Consider the following 26,024-nt stretch of genomic DNA (forward strand, 5'->3'; position numbering starts at 1 on the left):
CATGACCGAAGCCACCCAAGACATCCTCGTCCACTCCGAAGCGGGCGTGACCACCATCACCTTCAACCGCGTGGACAAGAAGAACTCCATCACGCGCGACATGTATGCCGCTATGGCCGATGCGCTCGACACCGCCAAGGCCGACGCCAGCGTGCGCGTGGTGGTGTTCCAAGGGGACGTGGCCATCTTCAGCGCGGGCAATGACATTGGCGACTTTCTGCAGCAGCCGCCCGCCACGCAGGACTCGCCCGTGTTCCGTTTTCTGCGCGGCATCGCTACCTTCCCCAAGCCCGTGATCGCCTCGGTGTGCGGCCCGGCCGTGGGCATCGGCACGACGATGCTGTTCCACTGCGATCTGGTCTACGCGGGCGACAACGCGGCGTTCTCCATGCCGTTCGTTAATCTGGGCCTGTGCCCCGAGGCCGCATCGAGCCTGCTGGTGCCGCAGATGCTGGGGTATCACCGCGCTGCTGAAGCGCTGCTGCTGGGTGAGCCTTTCATGGCCGAAGCCGCTTTGGAAGTGGGCCTGGTGAATCGCGTGGTGCCACCGACCGAATGCAATGGGGTGGCACAGGCGCAGGCGAAGAAGCTGGCGGCCAAGCCGTTGTCGTCGCTCATCGAAACCAAGCGGTTGATGAAGGGTGGGCAGACGGCGAAGGTGCTGGAGGTGATGGCGGAAGAGGGCGAGAGCTTTGGGCGCATGCTGCGCGAGCCCGCGGCGCGGGAGGCGTTTGCGGCGTTTATGGAAAAACGCAAACCGGATTTCAGCAAGAGCTGAAATCCAGTGCGCCGCGCAGCAGACCGCTGGATCTTTCGGTAAAAGCGCAAGCCGGATTTCAGCGCAGTCTGAGTGTTTTTGGCTCTGGTGCTTGTCCTTAAAGCGCTGGCAGCTATTGTTTTTGTAGTTCCGGGGGCTCTCTCTTGGCCGTTCGGGCTGAGCCTGTCGAAGCCGGGGCGTGTTGGTTTGAAAAGCATGCTGGGTTTGAGGGCGGGAGCCGGGAGTCGCCCCGGCGGGCGAGGTACTTGTTCTTTGCTTCGCCAAAGAAAAGTACCCAAAAGAAAGGCGACCCCCAGTCTGCGACCCCTTCGCGGTGCTACGGGGCAACCTGCGTCGGGGCGGTTGCGGGGTGCGCCGCAGAACTCACTTCGCGCTGGCGCGCTCCGTTCAGACAACTGCGGCGAGTCAGATCACGAAGCACGCGCGCTGCGACGCGCGTGCCACCCCGCAACCGCCCCGACGCAGGCGCAGCCAGCAGGGGTGGGACAGCCAAACAGCCAACAGCCATTCGGGCCATTGCTTCGCTCGGCCCAACCTCGGGGCGCAAGCGCCTCGCGCTGCGCAACCTGGGCCGAGCGGAGCAATGGCCCGTATGGATGTCCTGTCCCCTTGCCCCTCTGGATGCGCCGAGGAGCGCAGGGGTTGGCGGATCAGGGCTCGCGATTGTTTGAGCGCAGTGAAACGAAGCGAGTTCGAGCGAGACCCCGCCAAACCCGAGCACCGCAGGTTGCCCCGTAGCGAAGCGAAGGGGACGCAGACAGCGGGGTCGCTTTCTCTTTGGTGACTTTCTCTTGGCGAGACAAGAGAAAGTTACTCGCATGCCGGGCGACTCCCGGCCCCCGCACTTCGCATAGGCATGCCATATGCTTCCAAATAGATAGCAAATCAGGCAATAGATACCGGCGCTTCAACTCAAATAGCACCCGACGGCGATCACGATGAGGCAAGCCATCTATTTTTACAAAGCATTTGCTTGCTAAAAATAAACAGTTTTGCTATCGTGCCCGCATGGACTCACCCGTGCCGCGCACCCGCGCTATCACCTCACCAACAAAGAACCGCCCGGCCCGCCCCAGCAGCAAAGCCGTAGCGCTCCCCAGCACCCACTCGGCACCCACGGCAAAAACCGCTGTCGAAGAGCCTCCCCGCCGCCCGCGCGGACGCCCCCGCAAAACCGCCGAAGAACTCGACGACGGCAACCGCCGCCGCAAGCTCATGGACGGCGCCGCCAAGCTGTTCCGCACCCAAGGCTTTGCCGCCACCAGCACGCGCGACATTGCGGCGGCCGCAGGCATGCACAGCGGCTCGCCCTTCTACCACTTCGAAAGCAAAAGCGCGCTGCTCTACGCCGTGATGAGCGAGGGCATGACCATGGCTACACAAAGCCAGCAGTTGGCGCTGGACGCACTACCCGCCAAGGCTACGCCGCGCGAACAACTGCACACCCTCATTCGCCACCACTTCGAAATCCTGCTCGGCCCGCGCAGCAGCTTCATCCCGGTGATGTTGTACGAATGGCGCTCGCTCACGCCCGCGCAGCGCAAGGGCATTGCGCGCATCAAGGACAGCTACGAGGCCACCTGGATGCCTGTGCTCGACGCGCTGGCGAAACAGGGCGCCCTGCAGGCCGAGCCCGGTGTGGCGCGGCTGTTCATCTTTGGTGCGCTCAACTGGGCCGTGCAGTGGTTCTCGCCCAAGAAGGGCAAGACGCTCGATGCACTGACCGACGAGGCGCTGGCCCTGTTCATTCGCGCATAAACAAAAAATACAAAAAAGGCTGGACCACCATGGCCCCCACGGCTCCGAATGTTTATCAGTCTGTGTTTGCACCGGGCCTGTTCAGCGGCCAGGTGGTCGTCGTGACGGGGGGCGGCTCGGGCATCGGCCGCTGCACCGCGCACGAGCTGGCCCGCCTGGGCGCACAGGTGGTGCTGGTGGGCCGCAAGCCCGAGAAACTGCAGGTCGTTGCCGATGAGATCACCGCCGACGGTGGTGCGGTGTCCTGGTTTGCCTGCGACATCCGCTCCGAAGACGCGGTGGTGGTGCTGGTGCAGCAGGTGCTGGCCGCGCACGGGCGCATCGATGGACTGGTGAACAACGCGGGCGGGCAGTTCATGTCGCCGCTCGAATCCATCAGCGCCAAGGGCTGGGAGGCGGTGCTGCACACCAACCTCACCGGCGGCTTCCTGGTGGCGCGCGAGTGTTACCGGCAGTGGATGGCGCCGAACGGCGGCTCCATCGTCAACATCGTGGCCGACATGTGGGGCTCCATGCCGGGCATGGGCCACAGCGGTGCGGCGCGCGCGGGCATGGTCAGCTTTACCGAAACCGCCGCGCTCGAATGGGCCTGCAGCGGCGTGCGCGTGAACGCCGTGGCGCCGGGCTACATCGCATCGAGTGGCATGGACAACTACCCGCCCGCCGCCGCGCACACGCTGCGCGCCATGCCGCAGACCGTGCCGCTGGGCCGCTTCGGCAACGAGGCCGAGGTGTCGGCGGCCATCGTCTTCCTGCTCAGCCCGGCAGCCAGCTTCATCAGCGGCAGCACGCTGCGCGTGGATGGCGCGCGGCCGCAGGTGCGCCTGGGCTGGCCGTTGCGCGTGCCCGATGCCGCCACGCAGCAGCGCGCTGCGGTGAAGCCCTATGGTGGTTTTCACCGTGCGCAGGTGCCACGTGTGTTTGCAGCGTCTGCCGAGCAGGCTTCCAGTGCGTCCAAGGACTCCGAATGACCACCGCTTTCGCTTCGCGCTTCCACCCCGGCGCACCCGATGCGCAAAAGCGCCGCGCCGCCCTGGCCGCGCGCCTCGATGCCCTGCGCGCGCTGGAAGAGCGTGCCGCCGCCGCATCGGCCCGCTCGCTGCCCCAGTTCGACAAGCGCGGCCAGCTGCTGCCGCGCCAGCGCGTCGCACTGCTGCTGGACGCGGGCGCGCCCTGGCTGCCGCTGTGCACCCTGGCGGGCTACCTGCAGGATGTGAAGGACCCCGAAAAGTCCGTGCCCGGCGGCGGGATGATCGCCGGCATCGGGTTGGTCAGCGGTGTGCGCTGCATGGTGGTGGCCAGCGACTCCGGCATCGAGGCGGGGGCCATCCAGCCCATGGGCCTGGAGAAAATCCTGCGCGTGCAGGAGATCGCGCTGCGCGAGCGCCTGCCCTTCGTGCACCTGGTCGAGAGTGCGGGCGCCAACCTCATGCGCTACCGGGTCGAAGGCTTCGTGCACGGCGGCAGTTTGTTCCGCAACCTCGCGCGGCTGTCGGCGGCGGGCATTCCGGTCATCACCGTGCAGCACGGCTCGGGCACGGCGGGCGGGGCCTACATGCCGGGGCTGTCGGACGTGGTCATCATGGTGCAGGGCCGCTCGCGCGCCTTCCTGGCCGGGCCGCCGCTGCTCATGGCCGCCACGGGCGAGGTAGCGACCGAAGAGGAACTGGGCGGCGCCGAGATGCACACCGCCGTCTCGGGCCTGGGCGAATACCTGGCGCTGGACGACCGCGAGGCCATCGGCATGGCGCGCGACGTGATCGCGCAGACCGGCTGGGCCGCAGTGTCGCGCGCTGCAGCACCTGCGCCCACACTGCCCGCCGACGACCTGCTGGCCCTGATGTCCGCTGACCTGCGGCAGCCCGTGGACATGCGCGAAGTGATCGCGCGGCTGGTGGACGGATCGGAGCTGCTGGAGTTCAAGGCCCGCTACGGCATGGCCACGCTCTGCGCGCAGGGCCGCATCGGCGGCCATGCCGTGGGCTTCATCAGCAACAACGGCCCCATCGACGTGGCGGGCGCCAACAAGGCTACGCACTTCATCCAGTGGATGTGCCAGCTGGGCCACCCCATCATCTACCTGCAGAACACCACGGGCTACATGGTGGGGAAGGACAGCGAGCAGGGCGGGATGATCAAGCACGGCAGCAAGATGATCCAGGCCGTGACCAACGCCACCGTGCCTCAGATCACCATCCAGTGCGGCGCGAGCTTTGGCGCGGGCAACTACGGCATGTGCGGGCGGGGTTATGCGCCGCGCTTCCTTTTCAGCTGGCCCGGTGCCAAGACGGCGGTGATGGGCGGCGAGCAGGCTGCGCGCACCATGCAGATCGTGACCGAGGCGGCGCTGGCGCGCAAAGGCATTACGCCCGACCCGGCCGAGTCGCAGGCCCAGTTCGACAAGATCGTCGCCATGTTCGAGGCCCAGGCCGATGCGTTCTACACCAGCGGCCTGCTGCTGGACGACGGCGTGATCGACCCGCGCGACACGCGGGCCGTACTGGCGTTTTGCCTGGACACCTGCGCCGAGGCACAGGCCCGCACGCTGCGGCCCTTGAGCTTTGGCGTGGCGCGGATGTGAGCCGCAGCACACACCATGGCCGAACCCCTCAAATACCTGCTGAACGACACCGTGCCGCCGCGCATTGCGGCCATGGTGCGGCGTGCGTGGCGCAAGTTCGATGCCACTGCATTTCTGCAGCAAGTAGAGCCCGGCTACGACTCGCTGGAGCTGATGGCGCGCGGCCAGCGCATTGCGCAGGCCCTGCAGGCCCACCTGCCGCAAGATGTGCCGCGCGCGCTGGGTGTGCTGGTCGATTCGATGGACCCACCCATGGGCCTGGATGCGGTGGGTGAGCCCGATGCGGGTGACCGCCCGTACAGCGCCTTTTTGTACCTGCCGCACAGCATCTACATCGGCACACACGGCCTGCCGCATTTCGAGGCGGCCATGGCCGCGCAGCACGCGCTCACCCAGCGCTTTACGGCCGAGTTCAGCATCCGCCCCTACCTGCTGCACCACCAGGGCGCCACGCTCGCGCGGCTGCGGGACTGGGCGCAGGACGACAACGCCCATGTGCGCCGTCTGGTGAGCGAGGGCACGCGGCCCCGCTTGCCATGGGCGCCGCGTTTGCCTGCATTCCAGAGCAACCCGCAGCTGGCCCTGCCGTTGCTCGATGCGCTCAAGGACGACCCATCGTCGTACGTGCGTCGCTCCGTGGCCAACCACCTGGGCGACATCGCCAAGGACCACCCCGACCTCGCCGTAGGCACCGCGCGCACCTGGCTGCAGGGCGCACCCGCCCCGCGCGAGGCCCTGGTGCGCCACGGCCTGCGTTTTCTCATCAAACGGGGCGACGCCGCTGCGCTCGATGCCCTGGGCGTGGGCCATGCCGTGGCGCTGGATGTGCGGGCCGCGCGCGTGCTGCCCGCCCGCGCACGCATTGGCGACAAGGTGCGCATCGAGGCCGAACTGCACAACCCCACACCCCAGCCCCAGCGCGTGCTGGCGGACCTGAAGGTGCACTACGTCAAGGCCCACGGCGGTGCGGCGCCCAAGGTGTTCAAGCTGCAGACGCTGGAAATCGCCCCCGGCGCCACCGTGGCCGTGGGCAAGACGCTGTCGCTGCAGCAGATGACTACGCGCACCCACTACCCCGGCGCGCACCAGGTGGAGCTGGTGCTCAACGGGCGGCCCCAGCCGCTGGGGCAGTTTCAGCTTTCGTGATCGAGGTTTGCAGGCACACAAATATACAAACGCAACAGCAGGAGACAAGCACCATGCAGTTCACACACGAGCACCGCGAGATCCAGAAGACCCTCAAGCGCTTCATCGACGAAGAGATCAACCCCCATGTGGACGAGTGGGAAGCGGCCGAGATATTCCCCGCGCACGAGGTCTTCAAGAAGATGGGCAACCTGGGCCTGCTGGGCCTGTGCAAGCCGGAGGAATACGGAGGCCAGGGGCTGGACTATTCGTACAGCCTGGCTATGGCCGAGGCACTGGGCCACATCCACTGCGGCGGCGTGCCCATGGCCATCGGCGTGCAGACCGACATGTGCACCCCGGCGCTCGCGCGCTATGGCAGCGAAGAACTCAAGCACCAGTTCCTGGCCCCCGCCATTGCGGGCGACATGGTGGGCTGCATTGGCGTGAGCGAGCCTGCGGCGGGCAGCGATGTGTCGGGCATCAAGAGCGTGGCGCGCAAGGACGGCGACGACTACATCATCACCGGCCAGAAGATGTGGATCACCAACAGCCTGCAGGCCGACTGGATGTGCATGCTGGTCAACACGGGCGAAGGCCCCGTGCACAAGAACAAGAGCCTGGTGATGGTGCCCATGCGCGACGGGCCCGGCGGCAAACTCACCAAGGGCATCGAGGTGGCGCAAAAGATCCGCAAGATCGGCATGCACAGCAGCGACACCGGCCTGATCTACTTTGACGAGGTGCGCGTGCCGCAGCGCTACCGCATCGGTGCCGAAGGGCAGGGCTTTATTTACCAGATGCAGCAGTTCCAGGAAGAGCGCCTGTGGTGTGCCGCCAGCACGCTCGAATCGCTGAACCACTGCATCCAGTGGACCATCGACTATGCGCAGGAACGCAAGCTGTTTGGCAGCACGCTGGCCGACCAGCAGTGGGTGCAGTTCAAGCTGGCCGAACTCAAGACCGAGGTCGAGGCCCTGCGTGCACTCACCTACCGCGCCTGCGACCTGTATGTGAACGGGCAGGACGTGCTGGAGCTGGCCAGCATGGCCAAGCTCAAGGCCGGTCGCCTGAACCGCGAGGTGCCCGACACCTGCCTGCAGTTCTGGGGCGGCATGGGCTTCACGCTGGAGAACAAGGTCTCACGCATGTACCGCGACGGGCGGCTGGCGTCGATTGGCGGCGGTGCGGACGAGGTGATGCTGGGCATCCTGTCCAAGCTCATGGGCATCGCCAAGCGGCCCGCGCACTGACATGGCTGATTCGCTGTTGATCGACCGCGCGCCGCTGGCCAGCGGCAGCGTGGAAACCTGGACGCTCAATGACCCGGACAGCCGCAATGCGCTGTCCGAAGTCATGGTGGACGCCCTGCTGGCCGCGTGCGAGCGCGCTGCAACCGATGCCGACCTGCGTGGTGTGGTGCTGCGGGGTGCCGGTGGGCACTTCTGCGCGGGGGGCAGCCTGGGCGGTTTCGGCAAGACGATTGGCCAGCCCCTGGCTTCTGGTGAGGCCGACCCGCTGGTGCCCTTGAACCGACAGTTTGGCGCGCTGCTGCAGGCCCTGTGCGCTTTGCCGCAGTGGCTCATTGTGGCGGTGGAGGGCGCGGCGATGGGCGGCGGCTTTGGTCTGGTGTGCTGCGCCGACCGCGTGCTGGCCCACGCCAGCGCGCAGTTCGCCACGCCCGAAGTCACGCTGGGCATCGTGCCTGCGCAGATCGCGCCGTTTGTGCTGCAGCGCCTTGGCCCTGCGGCTGCGCGGCGGTGTTTGCTGACGGGCGAGCGGTGGGATGCTGCTACCTCCCAGCGCTTGGGCTTGGTCGATGACGTGGTGGAGGGCGATATGGAGGCCGCTGTGCAAGCAGCCATCGCGCGCCACGCCGCTGCGGCGCCGCAGGCTGTGGCGGCCACCAAACGTTTGTTATTGGCCCAACCCGAAACGCCGTTGCCCGCGCTGCTGGACGAAGCGGCAATTGCTTTTTCGCAGGCGCTGCGTGGCCCCGAGGCGCCGCAAGGGCTGGCGGCGTTTGCTGCGCGCAAGGCGCCGCCCTGGAGTGCGAAGCCATGAAAAAGATCCTCATCGCCAATCGCGGCGAGATCACTCGCCGGGTGATTCACACCGCCCACCGCATGGGCATCGAAACGGTGGCGGTCTATTCCGACCCCGATGCCAACGCCCTGCACGTGCGCGAAGCCACCCAGGCCGTGGCGCTGAGTGGCGCGGCCAGCGCCGACACTTACCTGCGCATCGACAAGCTGCTGGCCGCCGCCCGTGCCACCGGCGCAGATGCCGTGCACCCTGGCTACGGCTTCCTCAGCGAGAACGCTGACTTCGCCCAGGCCGTGGTCGATGCGGGCCTGACCTGGATTGGCCCGCCGCCTGCCGCCATCCGCACATTGGGCAGCAAGTCTGGCGCTAAGGCACTGGCCCAGGCGCAGGGCGTGCCCTGCTTGCCCGGGTACTCCGGCGACGATCAGAGCGACGAACGTTTTGCCGCCGAGGCTGCACGCATCGGCACGCCCCTCATGGTCAAGGCCGTGGCGGGTGGGGGAGGGCGCGGCATGCGCCTGGTCACCGACCTGGCGCAGTTGTCCGCCGCACTGGCCAGTGCGCGGTCGGAGGCGCTGGCGGGTTTTGACTGTGGCGACCTGCTCATCGAACGCGCACTGCTGCAGCCGCGCCATGTGGAGGTGCAGATCTTTGCCGACGCCCACGGCGCCTGCATCCACCTGGGCGAGCGCGACTGCTCGGTGCAGCGCCGCCACCAGAAGATCATTGAAGAGTCCCCCAGCCCGGCCGTGGATGCAGCGCTGCGCGAACGCATGGGCGCCTGCGCTGTTGCGCTGGCCCAGGCTGCTGGCTATGTGGGTGCCGGGACCGTGGAGTTCTTGCTCGACGGCAGTGACTTCTACCTGATGGAGATGAACACCCGCCTGCAGGTGGAGCACCCGGTGACCGAAGCGCTCACCGGCCTGGACTTGGTGGAGTGGCAAATCCGTGTGGCACGTGGCGAGCCGCTGCCGCTCGCGCAAGACCAGGTGCACCTGCAAGGCCACGCCATCGAGGTGCGCCTGTGTGCCGAAGACGCGCACTTTCGGCCCCACACCGGCCGCGTGCTGCAGTTCAGCGCGCCGCCAGCCACCGCGTTTGAGCGTTCGGCCGTGGGTGCGCTGCGCTTTGACCACGCGCTGGAAGAGGGCGCCGAGGTCACCCCCCACTACGACGCCATGCTGGGCAAGCTCATCGTGCACGCGCCGACGCGGGCCGAGGCCATCGCCGCGCTCGTCCGTGCGCTGCACAACACCCGCGTGCTGGGCCTGCCCACCAACCGCGCGTTTCTGGCGGCGTGCCTGCAGCACCCGGTGTTTGCCAGCGGGCAGGCGCTGGTGCCGTTCCTGGCGGAGCACGCTGCTGGTTTGCAGGGGTTGCTATCAAATGGAGAGCTGTCAGCGCTTGTTCCTCCTGCGCTAGAGGCCATTTTTGCTTCAAATTCTGCATCGGATCTACCTTGTTCCATGGCCCGACCTCTGCGCCTGCGTCACCAGGGCGAGGTGTACTCCGTCGCCGTGCGCGAGCTGGGCGGTGGGCGGCTCCAGGTAGAGCAGGTCGGGGCTGAGCCCACCAGCTTCACACTGCAACTGCCCCAGCGCGGCGTGCATTACGCGGCCGTGGGACCGTTGCGCTGGCACTGGCAATCGGGCTGCGTGGATGGCTGGGTCGAAGACGCATCGTGGGAACCTGCTGCGCGCGCCGATGCGGCCGGTGGCGCCACCGAACTGCGCGCACCCTTCAACGGCAAGGTGGTCGCACTGCCCGTGGCCGCAGGCCAGGTGTTGGCGGCGGGGGACACCGTGGCAGTCATCGAATCCATGAAGCTCGAACACAGCCTAGCCAGCCCCGCAGCCGCCACCCTGGCCGAGCTGCTGGTAGCGCCCGGCCAGCAGGTGTCGCCCGGCCAGGTGCTGGCCCGCTTTGCACCTGCCACGCAAGGAGCGCCCGCATGACCGTCACAACCGATGCAAGTTCTGCGAGCGACGAAGACCGCACTGCCCTCACCGACACCGTCACCCGCTTTGCCCACACCGAGATCGCACCGCATGTGGACGCGTGGGATACCGCCGGTGAATTCCCCCGCAGCCTGTACCGCCGCGCGGCCGACCTGGGCCTGCTGGGCCTGGGCTACCCCGAGCAGTACGGCGGCACGCTCGCCAGTTACCAGCTGCGCCTGCCACTGTGGCGCGCGCTCAGCCGCCACGGCGCCAGCGGCGGCGTGCTGGCCAGCCTGCTGTCGCACAACATCGGCCTGCCGCCCGTGCTGGCGCATGGCAGCGACGCCGTGCGTGCCGAGGTCATCCCACCCGTGCTGGCGGGCGAGCAGATCGCGGCACTGGCGATTACTGAGCCCGGTGGCGGGTCCGACGTGGCCCAGCTCAAGACCACCGCGCGGCGTCAGGGCGATGACTACATCGTCAACGGCGAAAAGGTGTTCATCACCTCCGGCATGCGCGCGGACTGGATCACCGTGGCTGTGAGGACCGGGGAGGCCGGAAGCAAAGGCAGTGCAGGCATCTCTATGCTGCTCATCCCCGGCCACAGCGCAGGCCTGTCGCGCAGCAAGCTCGACAAGATGGGCTGGCTCTGCTCCGACACCGCCCACCTGCGCTTCGACAACGTGCGCGTGCCCGCCCGCTACTTGCTGGGCGAAGAGGGCGCGGGCTTTCGGATCATCATGGCCAACTTCAATGGCGAGCGCTTTGGCCTGGCCGCATCGGGCCTGGGCTTTGCCGAGGCCTGCTACGACGAAGCCCTGGCCTGGGCCCGCCAGCGCAAGACCTTTGGCGCCGCGCTGGTAGAGCATCAGGTCATCCGCCACAAGCTGGTGGACATGCAGATGCGCATCCAGTCCACCGCCGCGTGGTGCGAATCCGTGGCCGCGCAGGCCGACGCGGGGCGCACCGGTCCCGAGTGGGTCGCGCAGGTCTGCCTGCTCAAGAACCACGCCACCCAAACCATGCAGTTCTGCGCCGACCAGGCCGTGCAGATCCTGGGCGGCATGGGCTTCATGCGCGGCACTATCAGCGAACGCATCTACCGCGAGGTCAAGGTCATGATGATCGGCGGCGGTGCGGAAGAAATCATGAAAGACCTGGCTGCACGACAACTCGGCATTTGAGTCGTGCCATTGGCCAGAAACTCACCTCGGCCCCAACCGTTCGGGCTGAGCCTGTCGAAGCCAGGGCGCCCCGCCTTCGACAGGCTCAGGCCGAACGGTCGGGGGATTGCGAAACAAGAGCGGTAACGCTATTCGGAGACGCACCATGACCAGCAGCCATACCACCAGCAACAAAGCCATCATCACCTGCGCCATCACCGGCGTGCTGACCGACCCCGGCCAGCACCATGTGCCCGTCACGCCCGAGCAACTGGCTAAAGAAGCCCGCCGTGCGTACGACGCTGGCGCCGCCGTGGTGCACGTGCACTTTCGCAACCAGGAGCCCGGCAAAGGCCACCTGCCCAGCTGGGACCCGCAGGTGGCGCGCGACTGCGTGCAAGCCATGCGCGAGGCCTGCCCGGGTTTGATCATCAACCAGACCACCGGCGTGGTCGGCCCCAATTACCAGGGCCCGCTCGACTGCCTGCGCGCCACACGCCCCGAGATGGCCGCGTGCAACGCCGGTTCGCTCAACTACCTGAAGGTGCGCAGCAACGGCACCTGGGCCTGGCCGCCCATGCTGTTCGACAACCAGCCCGCCAAGGTCAAGGACTTCATCGACGTGATGCTGGAGACCGGCACGCTGCCCGAGTTTGAATGCTTCGACGTGGGCATCGTGCGCTGCGTGGAGATGTATGTACAGACCGGCATGTACACCGAGCGCCTGCCCGAATACAACTTTGTGATGGGCGTCGAATCCGGCATGCCTGCCGACCCGGACCTGCTGCCCATCCTGCTCAAGCTCAAAATCAAGGACGCCCCCTGGCAAGCCACCGTCATCGGCCGCAGCGAGATCTGGCCCGTGCACCAGCGCGTGGCCGAGTTGGGCGGGCACCTGCGCACGGGGCTGGAAGACACGTTCTATCTGCCGGATGGGACCAAGGCGGACTCGAACGGGCCGTTGATTGAGAAGCTGGCGCAGTACGCGCGCAATGCGGGGCGGGAGGTGGCTTCGCCGCAAGAGGCGCGGGGGATGTTGGGGTTAAAAGAGGTTGCAATGGCGTCGGATGCCTGAGCGCACCCGCAGCAACTTGTTGTTTGCGCTGACGGGTTAAGCGGTCGCTACCGCCACCTCCGGCAGCGCATAAGTTACCTTGTTCTCCAAGATGGAGATGGCTCCCATAGACTGCAGCTCTGCTAACAACATAGTGAGCGCTTCTCCCGGGAGCTGCTTCTGAAACAACGAGAGGATGGTGCTGGAGAGCGTCTTTACGGTGCGCGGTTTGGACGCGCCTCGTTGATACAGGTTGCTAATGACCACGGCAGCTTTTTCTTGCAGCGTCTTGGAATTCGCAGCCTTGAGCAACGGGATGTCGCAGACATCTTTGGATCTAGTGATCCCGATCTTTTGCGTCTTGAGATGCTGGATCAGTGGATCGAAACCGGTGTCCTTAGAGATGATGTGAAAGTAGGCTGTTGGATCTTCATTAACCAGCTTACCGATGTAATACGCTATGTGGAAATCCAGCGCGTTGCTGCCATTGCCGGAAATCTTGATGTAGTTGGCACGCTCTCCCAGGTGCTGAATCGCGGTGACAAGATCAAAAGGGATTTTGGTTTGATTTGCCCCCACGAAGACCGTGACGCGGAAGAAATCCGCATTTAGACCGGTCAGTGAAGCTGGTTGAACGTTTTCAAGATCGATAAGGATATGGTTGATTCGCATGGGTTCACGTGCATCCGGGAATTGCTTTCAGTAGCTGCTTGTCGTCCTCGCATATTGATCGTGCTGTGATCAATATGCAAGGTTGACTGAATCATGGATGTCTTCGCCCGCACATCAAAAAACAGGGCGAAATTTCTCGATTGCCTCGCGCACCTTGGTGGGCGCAGCGAAGCCCGCCCCATAGCGGGCCGCGAGTTCTTCCGCCCGGCGCTGAAAGTTGTCTATTCCCACGCCGTAGATGAACTGCATCGCCCCTCCCGTCCACGCCGGAAACCCAATCCCAAAAATCGACCCGATGTTCGCGTCATGCACGCTGGTCAGCACGCCCTCGGCCAGGCAGCGCGCGGTCTCGATGGCCTGGCGGTAGAGCAGCCGGTCCTGGATCTCCTGCACGCTCCATTCCACGCCGGGCTTTTCGAACAGAGGCTTCAGCTCCGGCCACAGGTGCTTCTTGGCGCCTGCGGGGTAGTCGTAAAAGCCTCCGCCACCGGCGCGGCCCGGGCGCTTCAGCTCCTTGACCATGCGCTCCACCAGCAGCTCGCCGGGCGTGGCGGTGTAGGTCTTGCCTTCGGCCGCGTAGTCGGCGCGGGTCTGGTCCAGCACATGCACGCTCAGGGTTAGCGCGGTTTCGTCCAGCACGGCCAGCGGGCCCACGGGCAGGCCGGCCTGCATGGCGGCGTTTTCAATGGCGGCGGCGGGGATGCCTTCGCCCAGCATGGCGGCGCCTTCCATCACGAAGGTGCCGAAGGTGCGGCTGGTGTAGAAGCCGCGTGAGTCGTTGACCACGATGGGCACCTTGCCCAGGGCCTGCACGTAGTCGAACGCGCGGGCCACGGTTTCGTCATCCGTTTGCTTGCCGCGAATGATCTCCACCAGCTTCATCTTGTCCACGGGGCTGAAGAAGTGGATGCCGACAAACTTCTCGGGCCGGCTGCTGGCCGTGGCCAGGCCGCTGATGGGCAGGGTGGAGGTGTTGCTGGCAAAGAAGCCGCCGGGTGCCAATTGCGGCTCGGCCTCTTGCGTGACCTTGGCCTTGAGGTCGCGGCTTTCGAACACGGCTTCGATGATGAGGTCGCAGCCCGCCAGGTCGGCTGCGCTGGCGGTGGGCGTGATGCGGGCCAGCAGCGCCTGCTGCGCCTCGGCTGTCATGCGGCCCTTGTCCACGCGGGCTTGTGTGAGCTTGGCGCTGTAGGCCTTGCCAGCCTCGGCCTTCTCGGTGCTCACGTCCTTGAGCACGGTGGCGATGCCCCGGCTGGCCTGGGCCCAGGCGATGCCCGCACCCATCATGCCAGCGCCCAGGATGCCGACCTTTTGCGGCTTGTAGCGTGGGGCTGAGCCCGGGCGCGACTTGCCGCTCTTGATCGCGTTCATGTCGAAGAAGAACGTGTTGATCATGTTGCGCGCCACGGGGCCGGTCATCAGGCGGGCGAGGTAGCGACTTTCGATGCGCAGTGCGGTGTCGTAGTCCACCATGGCGCCTTCGGCCATGGCGGCCAGCGCCGCCTCGGGTGCGGGGTAGCGGCCGCGCGTGGTCTTCTTGAGCATGGCGGGCGCGACGGTGAGGGCGCCAGCAATCTTTGGGTTGGCGGGCGTGCCGCCGGGCATTTTGTAGTTCTTGTCATCCCACGGTTGCACGGCGTGCGGGTGGGTGGCGATGTGGGCCAGCGCGGCGGGCAGCAGTTGCTCGCGCGTGGCCACCAGCTCGTGCACCAGTTGCAGCTCCAGCGCCTCGGCGGGGTTGAAAAGCTTGCCTTCCAGGATGTAGGGCTGCGCACCCATCAGGCCCAGCAGGCGGGTCATCTTGGTCACGCCGGTGGCGCCGGGCATCAGGCCCAGTGTCACTTCGGGAAGGCCGAACTGGATCTTGGCGTCGGCCACGGCGATGCGGTAGTGGGCGACCAGCGCCACCTCCCACCCACCGCCCAGCGCCGCGCCGTTGAGGCAGGCCACCACAGGGATGCCCAGCGTCTCCAGCGTACGGAAGTGCCTCTTCATGCGCTCGATTTCGGCGAAGGCAGAAGGCGCCTCGGCGGGCGTCAGGCGCATGGTGGCCTTGAGGTCGGCACCTGCAAAGAAGCTGGTCTTGGCCGATGCGAGCACGATGCCCTTGAGGGTGGCACCCAGGCGTTCGCGGTCGCCCAGCACCTGGGCGGTGACCTCGCCCAGCTCTTGCTGCCACTGGCGGCACATGGTGTTGACGGGGGAGTTGGTTTCGTCAAACGTGATGACGGCAACTTCGCCGTCGGTGCCCTGGGCGGGGATGAGTTCGTAGCGGATGGTTTGCATGATGTTCTTGTCTCCTGCCCGTTCAGATACGTTCCACGATGGTGGCAATGCCCATGCCGCCGCCCACACACAGCGTGGCCAAGCCATAGCGCTGGCCCCGGCGGTGCAGCTCGTCAATCAGGGTGCCGAGGATCATGGCGCCCGTGGCGCCCAGCGGGTGGCCCATGGCAATGGCGCCGCCGTTCACGTTGACCTTGTCGTGGGGTACACCCAGCTCGCGCATGAAGCGCATGGGCACGGCGGCGAAGGCCTCGTTGACCTCAAACAGGTCGATCTGGTCGATGGTCATGCCTGCACGGGCCAGCGCCTTTTTGGCGGCGGGCACGGGGCCGGTGAGCATGATGGTGGGGTCGGCCCCGCTGAGCGCTGTCGCCACAATGCGCGCGCGGGGCGTGAGGCCATGGGCCTTGGCGGCGGCCTCGTTGCCAATCAGTACGGCGGCGGCGCCGTCCACGATGCCCGAAGAGTTGCCCGCGTGGTGCACGTGGTGGATGCGCTCCACCTGTGGGTAGCGTTGCAGCGCCACGGCGTCAAAGCCCATGCCGCCCAGTTGCTCGAACGATGCCTTGAGCGCGCCCAGGCCTTCGAGCGTGGTTTTGGGCTTGATGAATTCGTCTTCGGCCAGGATGGTCTGGCCGATGAAGTCGCGCACGGGCACGACGGAATTTTTGAAGTAACCCGCCGCGCGCGCGGCGGTGGCGCGGCGTTGGGATTCGAGCGCGAAGGCGTCCACGTCGGCGCGGGTGTAGCCGTCCAGCGTGGCGATCAGGTCGGCGCCGATGCCCTGGGGCACGAACAGCGTGGCGGAGTTGGTGGCGGGGTCTTGCGCCCAGGCTCCACCGTCGGAGCCGATGGGCACACGGCTCATGCTCTCCACGCCACCGGCCACCACCAGGTCTTCCCAGCCGCTGCGCACCTTTTGCGCGGCCAGGTTCACCGCTTCGAGGCCCGATGCGCAGAAGCGGTTGAGCTGCACCCCCGCACAGCGAAAGTCCCACCCGGCCTTGAGCGCGGCCACCTTGGGCAGCACCGAGCCCTGCTCACCCACGGGCGAGACGATGCCCATGACCACGTCGTCCACCGCCGCCGTGTCAAAGCGGTGGCGAGCCTGCAGCTCGGTGAGCAGGCCCACGAGCAGGTCGATGGGCTTGACCTCGTGCAGGGTGCCGTCCTTCTTGCCCTTGCCGCGCGGGGTGCGCAGCGCGTCGAATACATAGGCTTCGGTCATGGTGTGGTCTCCAGATTTGAATGAAATTGGCCGTTTGCGCCCGTCCATAAAGCGCTATTAGCTATCAAAAGGGAAGCATCAGCGCGCGGGCAGGCCCATGCCGCGCGAGATGACTTCTTTCATGATCTCGTTGGTGCCGCCATAGATGCGCTGCACGCGCGCGTCGGCGTAGGCGCGGGTGATGGGGTACTCCCACATGTAGCCGTAGCCGCCGAAGAGTTGCACGCACTCGTCCATCACCTTGCACTGCAGGTCGGTCGTCCAGTATTTCGCCATGCTGGCGGTCTGGGTGTCGAGTTGGTCTTTCACGATCAGCTCGCAGCATTTGTCCACAAACACGCGGGCCACCTGCACCTCGGTCTGCAGCTCGGCCAGGGTGTAGCGGGTGTTCTGGAACGATGCGACGGGCTGGCCGAAGACCTTGCGCTCTTTCACATAGTCCAGAGTCCAGTCAATCGCCGCCTGGGCGGCTGCCACGGCGGTGATGGCGATCTGCAGGCGTTCCCACGGCAGTTGCTCCATCAGGCAGATAAAACCGCGCCCCTCCATGGCGAGGCCGCCCAGCAGGTTCTCGGCGGGCACTTTCACGTCGTTGAAGAACAGCTCGGAGGTGTCCTGCGCCTTCATGCCCATCTTTTTGAGGCGCTGGCCTTTTTCAAAGCCGGGCATGCCGCGCTCCACCAGCAACAGGCTGGTGCCCTTGGCGCCCGCAGCCGGGTCGGTCTTGGCGACCACGATCACCAGGTCGGCATGCCAGCCATTGGTAATGAAGGTCTTGCTGCCGTTGAGCACATAGTGCGACCCGTCCGCGCTTTTGATGGCGGTGGTCTTGATGCCTTGCAGGTCGCTGCCTGCAGCAGGCTCGCTCATGGCGATGGCGCCCACAACCGCGCCGCTGGCCATCTGCGGCAGGTACTTTTGTTTCTGGGCCTCGGTGCCGTAGTGCAGGATGTACGGCGCCACGATCTCGCTGTGCAGGCCAAAGCCGATGCCGGTGGTGCCAGCGCGTGCCAGCTCCTCCATCTGCGCCACCGAGTACAGCTTGTCGGCCCCGGCGCCGCCGTATTCCTCGGGCAGGCTCATGCACAGAAAGCCATTGGCGCCCGCCTGGCTCCACACCTCGCGCGCCACATAGCCCTGGTCTTCCCAGGCGGCGTGGCGGGGCGTTACCTCCTTGTCGATGAAGCGGCGAAAGCTGTCGGCAAAGGCCTGGTGGTCGGGCTGGAAGAGGGTGCGTTCGATCATGGTGGTGCAACCAGTTTATTTATGCAAAGTTACTGCTTGGTTAAATTCTGCCACCGACTGGGCCCGGATGCACCCCCTGAAATGCAAAAGCCGCCCGAAGGCGGCTTGAAGGAGGCGGGTCAGGCGCTCATGGCTTGACGTAGTCGGAGACCACCTTCCACTTGCCATCGGTGATCTGCGACAGGCGCGAAAGGGCGCTGCCCAGGCGCTTTTGTGGGCCAAAGGTGCCCTCGGCGCTACCGAACATGTCGGGCGGGATCACCATGGTGTCCATGGCCTTGATGAAGCTGTCGGTGCTGAGGTTGGGGCCAGCCTTCTGGGCAGCCTTGATGAACGCATCGACCGCGTTGTAGCCGTACACCGAGAAGACGGTGGGGTCTTCGTTGAACTTGGTCTTGTACTTGTTGGCCCAGAAGCGGATAGGCTGGCTGGCTTCGTCCAGGTAGGGGTGCTGCACCGTCATGGTGGCGTACAGGCCGTCCATGGGCTTGCCGCCCAGTTTGTGGATGAGGTCGGTGTAGGCAGCGCTGGAGCCCAGGAACGTGGGGTTGAAGCCCGTCTTGCGCGATTCGCCAATGGTGCCGATGGTCTCGCGAATGATGGTGCCCAGGATCACAAAGTCGCAGTCCGACGACTTCATCTTGGCGACCTGCGAGGAGAAGTCGGTGGCGCCGCGTTTGTACGAGGTCTTCTCGGCAAACTCCATGCCGATGGATTTGAGCGCTGCTTCGCCGCCGCGCATCACCTCCAGGCCAAACTCATCGTCCTGGTAGATGGTGCAGACCTTTTTGGCGCCCTTTTCCTTGATGAGCTTGGGCGCGGCAAGGCGGATCTGGTCGTAGTAAGTGGCGGCAAATGAATACTTGAGCTTGTGAAAGGGCTCGTACATTTCGCGCGCAGCCGTCACCGGGAAGAAGTTGATCACGTTCTTGCTGAACTGCACGGGCATGGCGGCCAGGTTCTGGGCCGTGCCGATGTGTGCCACCATCATGAAGATCTTGTCCTGGTTGACCAGCTTCTGCGCGGCCAGCACGGCTTTCTTGGGGTCGTAGCCTGAGTCTTCCACCTTCAGGTCGAGCTTGCGGCCATTGACGCCGCCTTGCTCGTTGGCCTCGTCCACGCGCAGCATCATGCCCAGCCGCACCTGCTTGCCAAAGCCCGCCAGCGGGCCTGACAGGTCCTGGATGGAACCCAGCGTGATGGTGTCCTTGCTCACGCCTTGGCTGGGCTGCGCCTGCGCAGCACCTCCGGCCATGGCCACGATGGCCAGCGCGGCAATGTGATGAAACTTCATGGCACGTCTCCTTAGGTTGGATCGAACTCGGTTGCCCGTTATAGAACGATGCCCAGGGTGGGGCACCAGCACTTTCCCTATCCTGAATGGGCGTTGGGCCCGCAGAGCTCCCAGGCTTCGGCGGGATCAGCCCGAACGGTAGCTGGAGGGCGTGCACACGGAGCCCACTCCTCGCCCGTTCCGCCTGAGCTTGTCGAAGGCCTGCCCCTACCGATACATCGCCTCGATCTGGCTCGCGTACTTCTGCTGCACCAGCTTGCGCTTGAGCTTCATCGTGGGCGTCAACTCTTCATCCTCGGCCGTGAGTTGCGTATCGAGCAGGAAGAACTTCTTGATCTGTTCCACACGGGCGAACTTGGCATTGACGCGGTCGATCTCGGTCTGGATCAGCTCCTGTACCTCGCGCGTGCGGGTCAGGCTGGCGTAGTTGCTGAAGGGCACGTCGTTGTCCTGCGCGTACTTCTCCACGTTTTCCTGGTCGATCATGATGATCACCGTGAGGTAGGGCAGCTTGTCGCCAATGACCACCGCGTCGGTGATGTAGGGGCTGAACTTGAGTTCGTTCTCCAGCTCGCTGGGCGTGATGTTCTTGCCGCCTGCCGTGATGATGATGTCCTTCATGCGGTCGGTGATGCGCAGGTAGCCGTCGGCGTCGATGGCGCCCACATCGCCCGTGTGCAGCCAGCCTTCGGGGTCGATGGTTTCGGCGGTTTTCTCGGGCTGGTTGAGGTAGCCCTTGAACACATTGGGGCCGCGCACCAGGATCTCGCCCGTGGCGGGGTCGATGCGCACCTCGTTGTAGCTGGCTGCGGGGCCGATGGAGCCGGGTTTGATGCGGCTGGCGGGCACGCCGGTGGCGGCGCCGCAGGTTTCGGTCATGCCCCACACCTCCAGCATAGGCACGCCCAGCGCCAGGTACCACTTCACCAGATCGGGCGAAATGGGCGCTGCGCCCGTGACGAGGAAGCGCGCGCGGTGGATGCCGATGAGCTTGCGCACGTTGTTCAGCGCCAGAAAGCGCGCCAGCATGAACTGCGCCTTCAGCAGCCCGCCCACCGGCTGGCCTGCCAGCACCCGGTCTGCAATGCGGGCGCCCACGCCAATCGACCAGGCATAAGCCGCCTGCTGCATGCGCGTGGATTCCTTCAGGGCAATCATCACGCCCGAATAGAACTTCTCCCACACACGCGGCACGGCGGTGAACACTGTGGGTGCGATCTCGCGCACGTTCTCGGGCACGGTGTCGGGGTTCTCCACAAAGTTCAGGCGGGCGCCGGTGTAGAGCGAAAAGTATTCGCCGCCCATGCGCTCGGCAATGTGGCACAGCGGCAGAAAACACATGGTCTCGTCCGCATCGCTGCGCGAGATGAGCGTGTTGTAGCCGCGCACGGTGTAGGTGAGCGCGGCGTGCGTGTGCATGGCGCCCTTGGGCTTGCCGGTGGTGCCCGAGGTGTAGACCAGAATGGCCAGGTCTTCGGGGCGGCAGGCCTTCACGCGCTGCATCAGTGCGTCGGGGTGTTGTGCATTCCAGGCGCGGCCCAGCTCGCGCAGGTCCGCCAGGCTCAGCACATCGGGGTCGTTCAGGCTGCGCAGGCCTTCCATGTCGAACACCACCACCTTGCGCAGCAGGGGCAGCCCGTCGCGCACTTCCAACGCCTTGTCGAGCTGTTCATCGTCTTCCACAAACAGCACGCGGGTCGCAGAGTCTTCGCTCAGGTAATGCACCTGCGCCGCCGCATCGGTGGGGTAGATGCCGTTGGCCACGCCGCCGCAGCTCAGCACGGCCAGGTCGGCCAGCACCCATTCGATGTTGGTGTTCGAGAGGATGGACGCGCATTCGCCGGGCGCAAAACCCAGCGACATCAGGCCGCCCGCGATCTCGCGCACAGCCTGGGCGGTCTGGTCCCAGGTCCAGCTCTTCCAGATGCCCAGCTCCTTCTGGCGCATCCACACGCGCGGGCCGCGCTCGGCCACGGCGTTCCAGAACATGGCGGCAATGGTGTCGCCCGCGAGCACATCGGTGCCTGCGGGCTGGATGTGAGAAAGGTTCCAGAGATTGCTCATACCGTCTTCACCGCCACGTTTTCTTTTTCTTCCAACGCCGCTCGCCGCGCACGCCGACATCCTTCATCCCCAGGTAGAACTCCTTGATGTCGTCCTTCTCGCGCAGGCGCTCGCAGCTGTCTTCCATCACGATGCGGCCGTTTTCCAGCACGTAGCCGTAGTCCGATGCGTTGAGCGCCATGTTGGCGTTCTGCTCCACCAGCAAGATGGTGGTGCCGCGCTCACGGTTGATGCGCACCACGATCTCGAAGATCTCCTTGGTGAGCTTCGGGCTCAGGCCCAGGCTGGGCTCGTCCAGCAGGATGAGTTCGGGGTTGGCCATAAGCGCGCGCGAGATGGCCAGCATCTGCTGCTGCCCGCCGGAGAGCAAACCAGCATCCTGCCCGGCGCGCTCCTTCAGGATGGGGAAGTAGCCATACACCGTTTCGATGTCGCGCGCCACGGCGTCAGCGTCGCTGCGCGTGTAGGCGCCCATCAGCAAGTTGTCGCGCACCGAGAGCAGCGCAAACACCTCGCGCCCCTCGGGTACATGCATGAGGCCCCGGCGCACGATGGCTGCCGGATCGTTGGCGGTGATGTTGACGCCCTGGAACTCGATGGAGCCCTTGCGCGGGTCGATGATGCCGCTGATGGTCTTGAGGATCGTCGTCTTGCCCGCGCCGTTGCTGCCCAGCACGGCGGCGATCTCGCCGCGCTGCACCTGCAGGCTCACGCCCCGGATGGCCTTGATGGGGCCGTAGGCGCTCTCCACGTTCTGCAGGCGCAGCAGGGGCTGGTCGGCCGCTGCTGCGGCTGGTGTGTGGGCGGCAGCAAGTACGGCGCTCATTTGGAAACCTCCGTGCTGCGCACTGCGGTGCGAGCTTGCTTGGGGCGGCCCGGCGCGGCGCTCATGCCCGAACCCCCAGGTGGGAACCCGCCGGGCGGCGCAGGTTGCTCACATCGTCAATGGTGCCCAGGTACGCCTCGATCACGCCGGGGTGCGACTGCACCTCGCGCGGCGTGCCCATGGCCACGACCTCGCCCTGGTTCATGGCCAGCACGCGGTCGGACACCTTGGACACCAGCGACATGTCGTGCTCCACCATCAGCACCGTGATGCCCAGCTCGTGCTGGATGTCCTGGATCCAGAAGGCCATGTCGTCGGTCTCCTCCACATTCAGGCCCGACGATGGCTCGTCGAGCAGCAACAGTTGAGGTTCGGTGCACAGCGCGCGGGCCAGCTCCACCACCTTGCGCACGCCATAGGGCAGGCCGGCCACCATGGTGTCGCGGTAGTGCTGCAGGTCAAGAAAATCGATGATCTGCTCGGCCTTCTCGCGGGCGCGCACCTCGGCGTTGCGCACCTTGCGGGTGAACAGCATGTCGGCCCACAGTCCGGTCTCGCGGCGCGTGTGGCGGCCGATCAGCAGGTTGTGCAGCACGCTCGCGTGTTCGAAGAGTTCGATGTTCTGAAAGGTGCGCGCAATGCCCAGTCCCGCCACCTTGTGTGGCGGCTGGTCCGTCAGCGGCAGCATCGCGCCACCGGGGGCGGCATAGGCAATGGTGCCGTTGGTAGGCGTGTAGATGCGGCTGATGAGGTTGAACACCGTCGTCTTGCCCGCGCCGTTGGGGCCGATGAGGGTGAACACCTCGCCACGGCGCACGTCGAAACTCACGTTGTTGACCGCCAGCACGCCGCCGAAGCGCACGCTGAGGTTCTGGGCCGAAAGGAGCAATTCGCTGGTCATAACTGTCATTTCAACCGGTCGGACTTTTGGAACGACTTCTGCCGCTTGAACAGGCCCCTGCGGTAGAACGGGAACATCTGCAGCCAGGTGCGCACCTTGAGCCAGCGGCCGTACAACCCCATGGGCTCGAACAACACAAAGGCGATCAGCACCGCGCCATAGACCACCGCCTGCAGACCCGGTGCCTGGCCGATGGCGGCGGGCAGCCAGTCCTTGGAGAGCGAAATCATCTGGGGCATGGTGATGAGGAAGATGGCCCCCAGGAATGCACCATGCACCGAGCCCAGCCCGCCGATCACGATCATCAGCAGCAGGTCGATGGACTGCAGGATGTTGAACTGGTCCGGTGAGATGAACTGCAGCTTGTGCGCGTACAACGCGCCGCCAATGCCAGCCAGGGCTGCCGAGATCGAGAACGACAACGTCTTGTAGCGCGCGAGGTGGATGCCCATGCTCTGCGCCGAAATCTCTGAATCGCGGATGGCCACAAAGGCCCGGCCCGTGGGCGAGCGCAGCAGGTTCAGGATGGCCAGCGTGCTGACCACGGCAATCACGAGACACAGAAAGTAAAACGACTCGGTGGACTCGAACGAGTAGCCCGCGATCTGCGGTGGCACCAGGTGCTTGCCCGAGTTGCCGCCCGTCACCGACTCCCACCGCGCGAACACCTCTTCCACAATGAAGCCGAACGACAGCGTGGCCATGCCCAGGTAGATGCCCTTGACGCGCAGCGCTGGCAGCCCCACCACCACGCCCACTGCCGCCGACAGCCCCGCCGCGCAGGCCAGCGATAGCGCAAACGGCCAGCCCATGCCTGTGAGCACCGCCTGCGTGTACGCCCCCACGCCCAGGAAGGCCGCATGCCCCAGCGAGAACAGCCCCGTAAAGCCCGCCAGCAGCATGAGCCCCAGGCCCACGATGGCGTAGATCAGCACAAAGGTCAGCTGCGCCAGCCAATACTCGGGCGCCACCCAGGGGGCGGCCACCAGCGCCACGGCCAGCAGGCTGTACCAGAACACATGCCCGCCATGTTTGGCCAGGCGCAGATCTTGTTCGTAGCTGGTCTTGAAGATGAAGCGCATGGGTCAGACTTTCTTTCTCAGCTTCTCGCCGAACAGTCCGTTGGGCTTCACCATGAGCATGACCAGCACCACGATGTAGGCGGCGGTGTCCTTGAAGCCATCGGGCAGATAAAAACCTGAGAGCGATTCGACGATGCCGATGACCAGACCGCCCACGATGGCGCCCGGCAGGCTGCCAAAGCCGCCCACCACAGCGGCCGGGAAGGCCTTGAGCCCGATGAGCCCCATGTTGGCGTGCACGAAGGTGATGGGCGCCAGCAGCAGGCCCGCCACGGCCGCCACGGCGGCGGCCAGGCCCCAGGCCAGGCCGTTGAGCCTCTGCACAGGGATGCCCATGTAGTAGGCCGCCAATTGGTTTTGCGACGACGCCTGCATGGCAACGCCCAGCTTGCTGTAGCGGAACATGGCAAACAGCAGCACACACAACACGCCCGTGGCGCCAATCACCACCAACTGCTCGGCGTTGAGCACCAGCGCGCCGAGGCGGAACGACAGGTCTTTGTAGGGCACGGGCAGCGTGTGAGTCTCGGTGCCGATGTTGGGGATCATCGTGACCAGCCCGCGCAGTACGTAGCCGATGCCGATGGTGAGCATGACGATGGAGAAGGCGGGCTGGCCCAGGATGGGGCGAATGACGGCGCGCTCCAGCACCACGCCAAAGCAGCCCATGGCGAGGATGCTGGCGAGCACCGCCACCCAGAAGGGAAAGCCCAGCACCGTCATGAGCGCCAGGCCGCAGAACGCACCGAGCATCATCAACTCGCCCTGGGCGAAGCTCACGGTCTCCGTGGCCTTGTAGATGAGCACGAAACCCAGCGCGATCAGGCCGTAGATGCACCCCTGGGAGATGCCGCTGATCAACAGTTGCACAAATTGCACTCGGGCTCTCCAGATTGAGACCTGGGCCGATGGGGGTGCAAAGGGTGTGGTGACTGACGCCACGCGCTTTGTGAAACCCTGTGGGCACAAGACCTGCAGAATATTTTTACAAAGCGATTGCTTTGCATAAATAATGGTGCACGCGCCAGGCGCATACCGCACTCGGGGCTAACCCTGATGGGGGCGGGTAACGGCGGATATTGACGCAGTGCTGCACCCTGCGCAAGAGGAATAACGTCGGGTGGGAGAACCACAGGAGAGCCGCATGTCTGTAGAGGTTGAAACGCGAGGCGGTGTCACGCTAGTGACATTGCACCGGCCCGATGTGCGCAACGCGGTCGATGCCCACACGGCCCGCGCGCTGCATGCGGCCTTTGTAGCCTTTGAGCACGATGAAAACGCCGATGTGGCGGTGTTCCAAGGTGCTGGCGGACACTTTTGTGCGGGCTGGGATCTGCAGTCTGGCGCGCGCCTGCTGGCCGATGGCGTCGCGCCCGAGGCGCTGGCCGAGACGCTCGACTTCACTGCCGATGCGGTCCACCCGCCAGGGCCCATGGGCCCGAGCCGCCTGCATCTGTCCAAGCCGGTGATCGCGGCGATAGAAGGCGCCGCTGTGGCCGGTGGCATGGAGCTGGCACTGTGGTGCGACCTGCGCGTGATGGCGGAGGACGCGTACATGGGCGTGTTCTGCCGCCGGTTTGGCGTGCCGCTGATCGACGGCGGCACGGTACGCCTGCCGCGCCTTGTGGGGCTGTCGCACGCGCTGGACCTGATCCTGACGGGACGCAAGGTGGAGTCGGCCGAGGCCCTGCGCATGGGGCTGTGCAACCGCGTGGTGCCCACCGGGCAGGCGCTGGAGGCAGCCCTGGCGCTGGCCCGCGAAATAGCGGCCTTCCCACAGGCCACCCTGCGCGCAGACCGCGCCAGTGCGCTCGCCGCCGAAGGCCTGCCGTTACAGCAAGCCCTGCTGCAGGAATGGGCCGGTGGCCGCGAATGCCTGGCCGAAGCGTTGCGCGGCGCCTCGCGTTTTGCCTTGGGGCAAGGGCGTCACGGCCAGTTTTAGATCAAAATGGCCTCTGGCGCTTATCTAATAAGCGCGAGC

The 26,024-nt window shown here is 65.5% G+C and carries 21 protein-coding genes; 11 read left to right on the forward strand and 10 right to left on the reverse strand.

All coding sequences use genetic code 11. The features are described from left to right. The first annotated feature begins 1 nt into the window (after nt 1). The 10 genes from OIN59_RS05110 (at nt 2) to OIN59_RS05155 (ending at nt 12,466) form a co-directional block, all read left to right on the forward strand. Entirely contained in the window at nt 2–778 is a 777-nt protein-coding gene (locus OIN59_RS05110; protein ID WP_274107758.1) for an enoyl-CoA hydratase, read from the forward strand. 1,008 nt (nt 779–1,786) lie between these two features. Next, nucleotides 1,787–2,536 (forward strand): TetR/AcrR family transcriptional regulator, encoded by a 750-nt coding sequence (locus OIN59_RS05115; RefSeq protein ID WP_274107760.1) that lies wholly within the window; start codon nt 1,787–1,789, stop codon nt 2,534–2,536. Nucleotides 2,537–2,565: 29 nt separating this feature from the next. Beyond that, on the forward strand, nt 2,566–3,507 hold the full coding sequence (locus OIN59_RS05120; RefSeq protein WP_274107762.1) for an SDR family oxidoreductase: 942 nt from the start codon (nt 2,566–2,568) through the stop codon (nt 3,505–3,507). Continuing rightward, entirely contained in the window at nt 3,504–5,117 is a 1,614-nt protein-coding gene (locus OIN59_RS05125; protein ID WP_274107765.1) for an acyl-CoA carboxylase subunit beta, read from the forward strand. Before OIN59_RS05120 ends, OIN59_RS05125 begins: the two co-directional genes overlap by 4 nt. A gap of 15 nt (nt 5,118–5,132) precedes the next feature. Next, complete coding sequence (locus tag OIN59_RS05130) at nt 5,133–6,263, forward strand: DNA alkylation repair protein (protein ID WP_274107766.1); 1,131 nt, start codon at nt 5,133–5,135, stop codon at nt 6,261–6,263. 53 nt (nt 6,264–6,316) lie between these two features. After that, complete coding sequence (locus OIN59_RS05135) at nt 6,317–7,495, forward strand: acyl-CoA dehydrogenase family protein (protein WP_274107768.1); 1,179 nt, start codon at nt 6,317–6,319, stop codon at nt 7,493–7,495. A gap of 1 nt (nt 7,496) precedes the next feature. After that, nucleotides 7,497–8,306, forward strand: a complete 810-nt coding sequence (locus tag OIN59_RS05140; RefSeq protein ID WP_274107770.1) for an enoyl-CoA hydratase/isomerase family protein — start codon at nt 7,497–7,499, stop codon at nt 8,304–8,306. Beyond that, on the forward strand, nt 8,303–10,243 hold the full coding sequence (locus OIN59_RS05145; RefSeq protein WP_274107772.1) for an ATP-binding protein: 1,941 nt from the start codon (nt 8,303–8,305) through the stop codon (nt 10,241–10,243). Before OIN59_RS05140 ends, OIN59_RS05145 begins: the two co-directional genes overlap by 4 nt. Further along, nucleotides 10,240–11,412 carry an acyl-CoA dehydrogenase family protein gene (locus OIN59_RS05150; protein ID WP_274107774.1) on the forward strand — a complete coding sequence of 391 codons (1,173 nt, stop codon included), beginning with the start codon at nt 10,240–10,242 and terminating at the stop codon, nt 11,410–11,412. Before OIN59_RS05145 ends, OIN59_RS05150 begins: the two co-directional genes overlap by 4 nt. Before the next feature lie 145 nt (nt 11,413–11,557). Beyond that, the gene (locus OIN59_RS05155; RefSeq protein ID WP_274107776.1) at nt 11,558–12,466 is read left to right on the forward strand and encodes a BKACE family enzyme; all 909 of its coding nucleotides are present in this window, start codon (nt 11,558–11,560) and stop codon (nt 12,464–12,466) included. Nucleotides 12,467–12,502: 36 nt separating this feature from the next. On the opposite strand, the gene OIN59_RS05160 is transcribed toward OIN59_RS05155, so the two are convergent. From OIN59_RS05160 to OIN59_RS05205, 10 genes are all read right to left on the reverse strand, one after another. After that, the gene (locus OIN59_RS05160) at nt 12,503–13,117 is read right to left on the reverse strand and encodes a PIN domain-containing protein (RefSeq protein WP_274107778.1); all 615 of its coding nucleotides are present in this window, start codon (nt 13,115–13,117) and stop codon (nt 12,503–12,505) included. A 114-nt stretch (nt 13,118–13,231) separates the two neighbouring features. Next, complete coding sequence (locus OIN59_RS05165) at nt 13,232–15,403, reverse strand: 3-hydroxyacyl-CoA dehydrogenase NAD-binding domain-containing protein (RefSeq protein ID WP_274107780.1); 2,172 nt, start codon at nt 15,401–15,403, stop codon at nt 13,232–13,234. Between the two features lie 22 nt (nt 15,404–15,425). After that, nucleotides 15,426–16,631: an acetyl-CoA C-acetyltransferase gene (locus OIN59_RS05170; RefSeq protein ID WP_274107782.1), complete on the reverse strand. Its 1,206-nt coding sequence runs from the start codon at nt 16,629–16,631 to the stop codon at nt 15,426–15,428. Between the two features lie 78 nt (nt 16,632–16,709). After that, the gene (locus tag OIN59_RS05175) at nt 16,710–17,876 is read right to left on the reverse strand and encodes an acyl-CoA dehydrogenase family protein (RefSeq protein WP_274107784.1); all 1,167 of its coding nucleotides are present in this window, start codon (nt 17,874–17,876) and stop codon (nt 16,710–16,712) included. Nucleotides 17,877–18,003: 127 nt separating this feature from the next. Beyond that, complete coding sequence (locus OIN59_RS05180; protein WP_274107786.1) at nt 18,004–19,170, reverse strand: ABC transporter substrate-binding protein; 1,167 nt, start codon at nt 19,168–19,170, stop codon at nt 18,004–18,006. 207 nt (nt 19,171–19,377) lie between these two features. Continuing rightward, nucleotides 19,378–21,234, reverse strand: coding sequence for an AMP-dependent synthetase/ligase (locus OIN59_RS05185; RefSeq protein ID WP_274107788.1), 1,857 nt, complete (start codon nt 21,232–21,234; stop codon nt 19,378–19,380). Nucleotides 21,235–21,241: 7 nt separating this feature from the next. After that, the gene (locus OIN59_RS05190; protein ID WP_274107790.1) at nt 21,242–22,060 is read right to left on the reverse strand and encodes an ABC transporter ATP-binding protein; all 819 of its coding nucleotides are present in this window, start codon (nt 22,058–22,060) and stop codon (nt 21,242–21,244) included. 61 nt (nt 22,061–22,121) lie between these two features. Beyond that, nucleotides 22,122–22,961 (reverse strand): ABC transporter ATP-binding protein, encoded by an 840-nt coding sequence (locus OIN59_RS05195; RefSeq protein ID WP_274107792.1) that lies wholly within the window; start codon nt 22,959–22,961, stop codon nt 22,122–22,124. Between the two features lie 5 nt (nt 22,962–22,966). Further along, on the reverse strand, nt 22,967–24,043 hold the full coding sequence (locus OIN59_RS05200) for a branched-chain amino acid ABC transporter permease (protein WP_274107794.1): 1,077 nt from the start codon (nt 24,041–24,043) through the stop codon (nt 22,967–22,969). A gap of 3 nt (nt 24,044–24,046) precedes the next feature. After that, a complete protein-coding gene (locus tag OIN59_RS05205; RefSeq protein WP_274107796.1) occupies nt 24,047–24,922 on the reverse strand; it encodes a branched-chain amino acid ABC transporter permease in 876 nt (291 codons plus the stop codon). 265 nt (nt 24,923–25,187) lie between these two features. Between OIN59_RS05205 and OIN59_RS05210 the strand changes: the two genes are divergently transcribed. After that, nucleotides 25,188–25,985: a crotonase/enoyl-CoA hydratase family protein gene (locus OIN59_RS05210; protein WP_274107798.1), complete on the forward strand. Its 798-nt coding sequence runs from the start codon at nt 25,188–25,190 to the stop codon at nt 25,983–25,985. The last annotated feature ends 39 nt before the right edge of the window (nt 25,986–26,024 follow it).

Source organism: Acidovorax benzenivorans, from assembly GCF_028680575.1.
GTDB classification, from domain to species: domain Bacteria; phylum Pseudomonadota; class Gammaproteobacteria; order Burkholderiales; family Burkholderiaceae_C; genus Acidovorax; species Acidovorax benzenivorans.

Excerpts from the sequence above, each read along its gene's own strand:
- OIN59_RS05130 (WP_274107766.1), top strand. The coding sequence starts at position 5,133 with ATGGCCGAACCCCTCAAATACCTGCTGAACGACACCGTGCCGCCGCGC.
- OIN59_RS05160 (WP_274107778.1), bottom strand. The coding sequence starts at position 13,117 with ATGCGAATCAACCATATCCTTATCGATCTTGAAAACGTTCAACCAGCT.
- OIN59_RS05135 (WP_274107768.1), top strand. The coding sequence starts at position 6,317 with ATGCAGTTCACACACGAGCACCGCGAGATCCAGAAGACCCTCAAGCGC.
- OIN59_RS05110 (WP_274107758.1), top strand. The coding sequence starts at position 2 with ATGACCGAAGCCACCCAAGACATCCTCGTCCACTCCGAAGCGGGCGTG.
- OIN59_RS05180 (WP_274107786.1), bottom strand. The coding sequence starts at position 19,170 with ATGAAGTTTCATCACATTGCCGCGCTGGCCATCGTGGCCATGGCCGGA.
- OIN59_RS05210 (WP_274107798.1), top strand. The coding sequence starts at position 25,188 with ATGTCTGTAGAGGTTGAAACGCGAGGCGGTGTCACGCTAGTGACATTG.
- OIN59_RS05165 (WP_274107780.1), bottom strand. The coding sequence starts at position 15,403 with ATGCAAACCATCCGCTACGAACTCATCCCCGCCCAGGGCACCGACGGC.
- OIN59_RS05200 (WP_274107794.1), bottom strand. The coding sequence starts at position 24,043 with ATGCGCTTCATCTTCAAGACCAGCTACGAACAAGATCTGCGCCTGGCC.
- OIN59_RS05190 (WP_274107790.1), bottom strand. The coding sequence starts at position 22,060 with ATGAGCGCCGTACTTGCTGCCGCCCACACACCAGCCGCAGCAGCGGCC.
- OIN59_RS05150 (WP_274107774.1), top strand. The coding sequence starts at position 10,240 with ATGACCGTCACAACCGATGCAAGTTCTGCGAGCGACGAAGACCGCACT.
- OIN59_RS05115 (WP_274107760.1), top strand. The coding sequence starts at position 1,787 with ATGGACTCACCCGTGCCGCGCACCCGCGCTATCACCTCACCAACAAAG.
- OIN59_RS05125 (WP_274107765.1), top strand. The coding sequence starts at position 3,504 with ATGACCACCGCTTTCGCTTCGCGCTTCCACCCCGGCGCACCCGATGCG.
- OIN59_RS05175 (WP_274107784.1), bottom strand. The coding sequence starts at position 17,876 with ATGATCGAACGCACCCTCTTCCAGCCCGACCACCAGGCCTTTGCCGAC.
- OIN59_RS05185 (WP_274107788.1), bottom strand. The coding sequence starts at position 21,234 with ATGAGCAATCTCTGGAACCTTTCTCACATCCAGCCCGCAGGCACCGAT.
- OIN59_RS05140 (WP_274107770.1), top strand. The coding sequence starts at position 7,497 with ATGGCTGATTCGCTGTTGATCGACCGCGCGCCGCTGGCCAGCGGCAGC.
- OIN59_RS05120 (WP_274107762.1), top strand. The coding sequence starts at position 2,566 with ATGGCCCCCACGGCTCCGAATGTTTATCAGTCTGTGTTTGCACCGGGC.
- OIN59_RS05170 (WP_274107782.1), bottom strand. The coding sequence starts at position 16,631 with ATGACCGAAGCCTATGTATTCGACGCGCTGCGCACCCCGCGCGGCAAG.
- OIN59_RS05145 (WP_274107772.1), top strand. The coding sequence starts at position 8,303 with ATGAAAAAGATCCTCATCGCCAATCGCGGCGAGATCACTCGCCGGGTG.
- OIN59_RS05195 (WP_274107792.1), bottom strand. The coding sequence starts at position 22,961 with ATGACCAGCGAATTGCTCCTTTCGGCCCAGAACCTCAGCGTGCGCTTC.
- OIN59_RS05155 (WP_274107776.1), top strand. The coding sequence starts at position 11,558 with ATGACCAGCAGCCATACCACCAGCAACAAAGCCATCATCACCTGCGCC.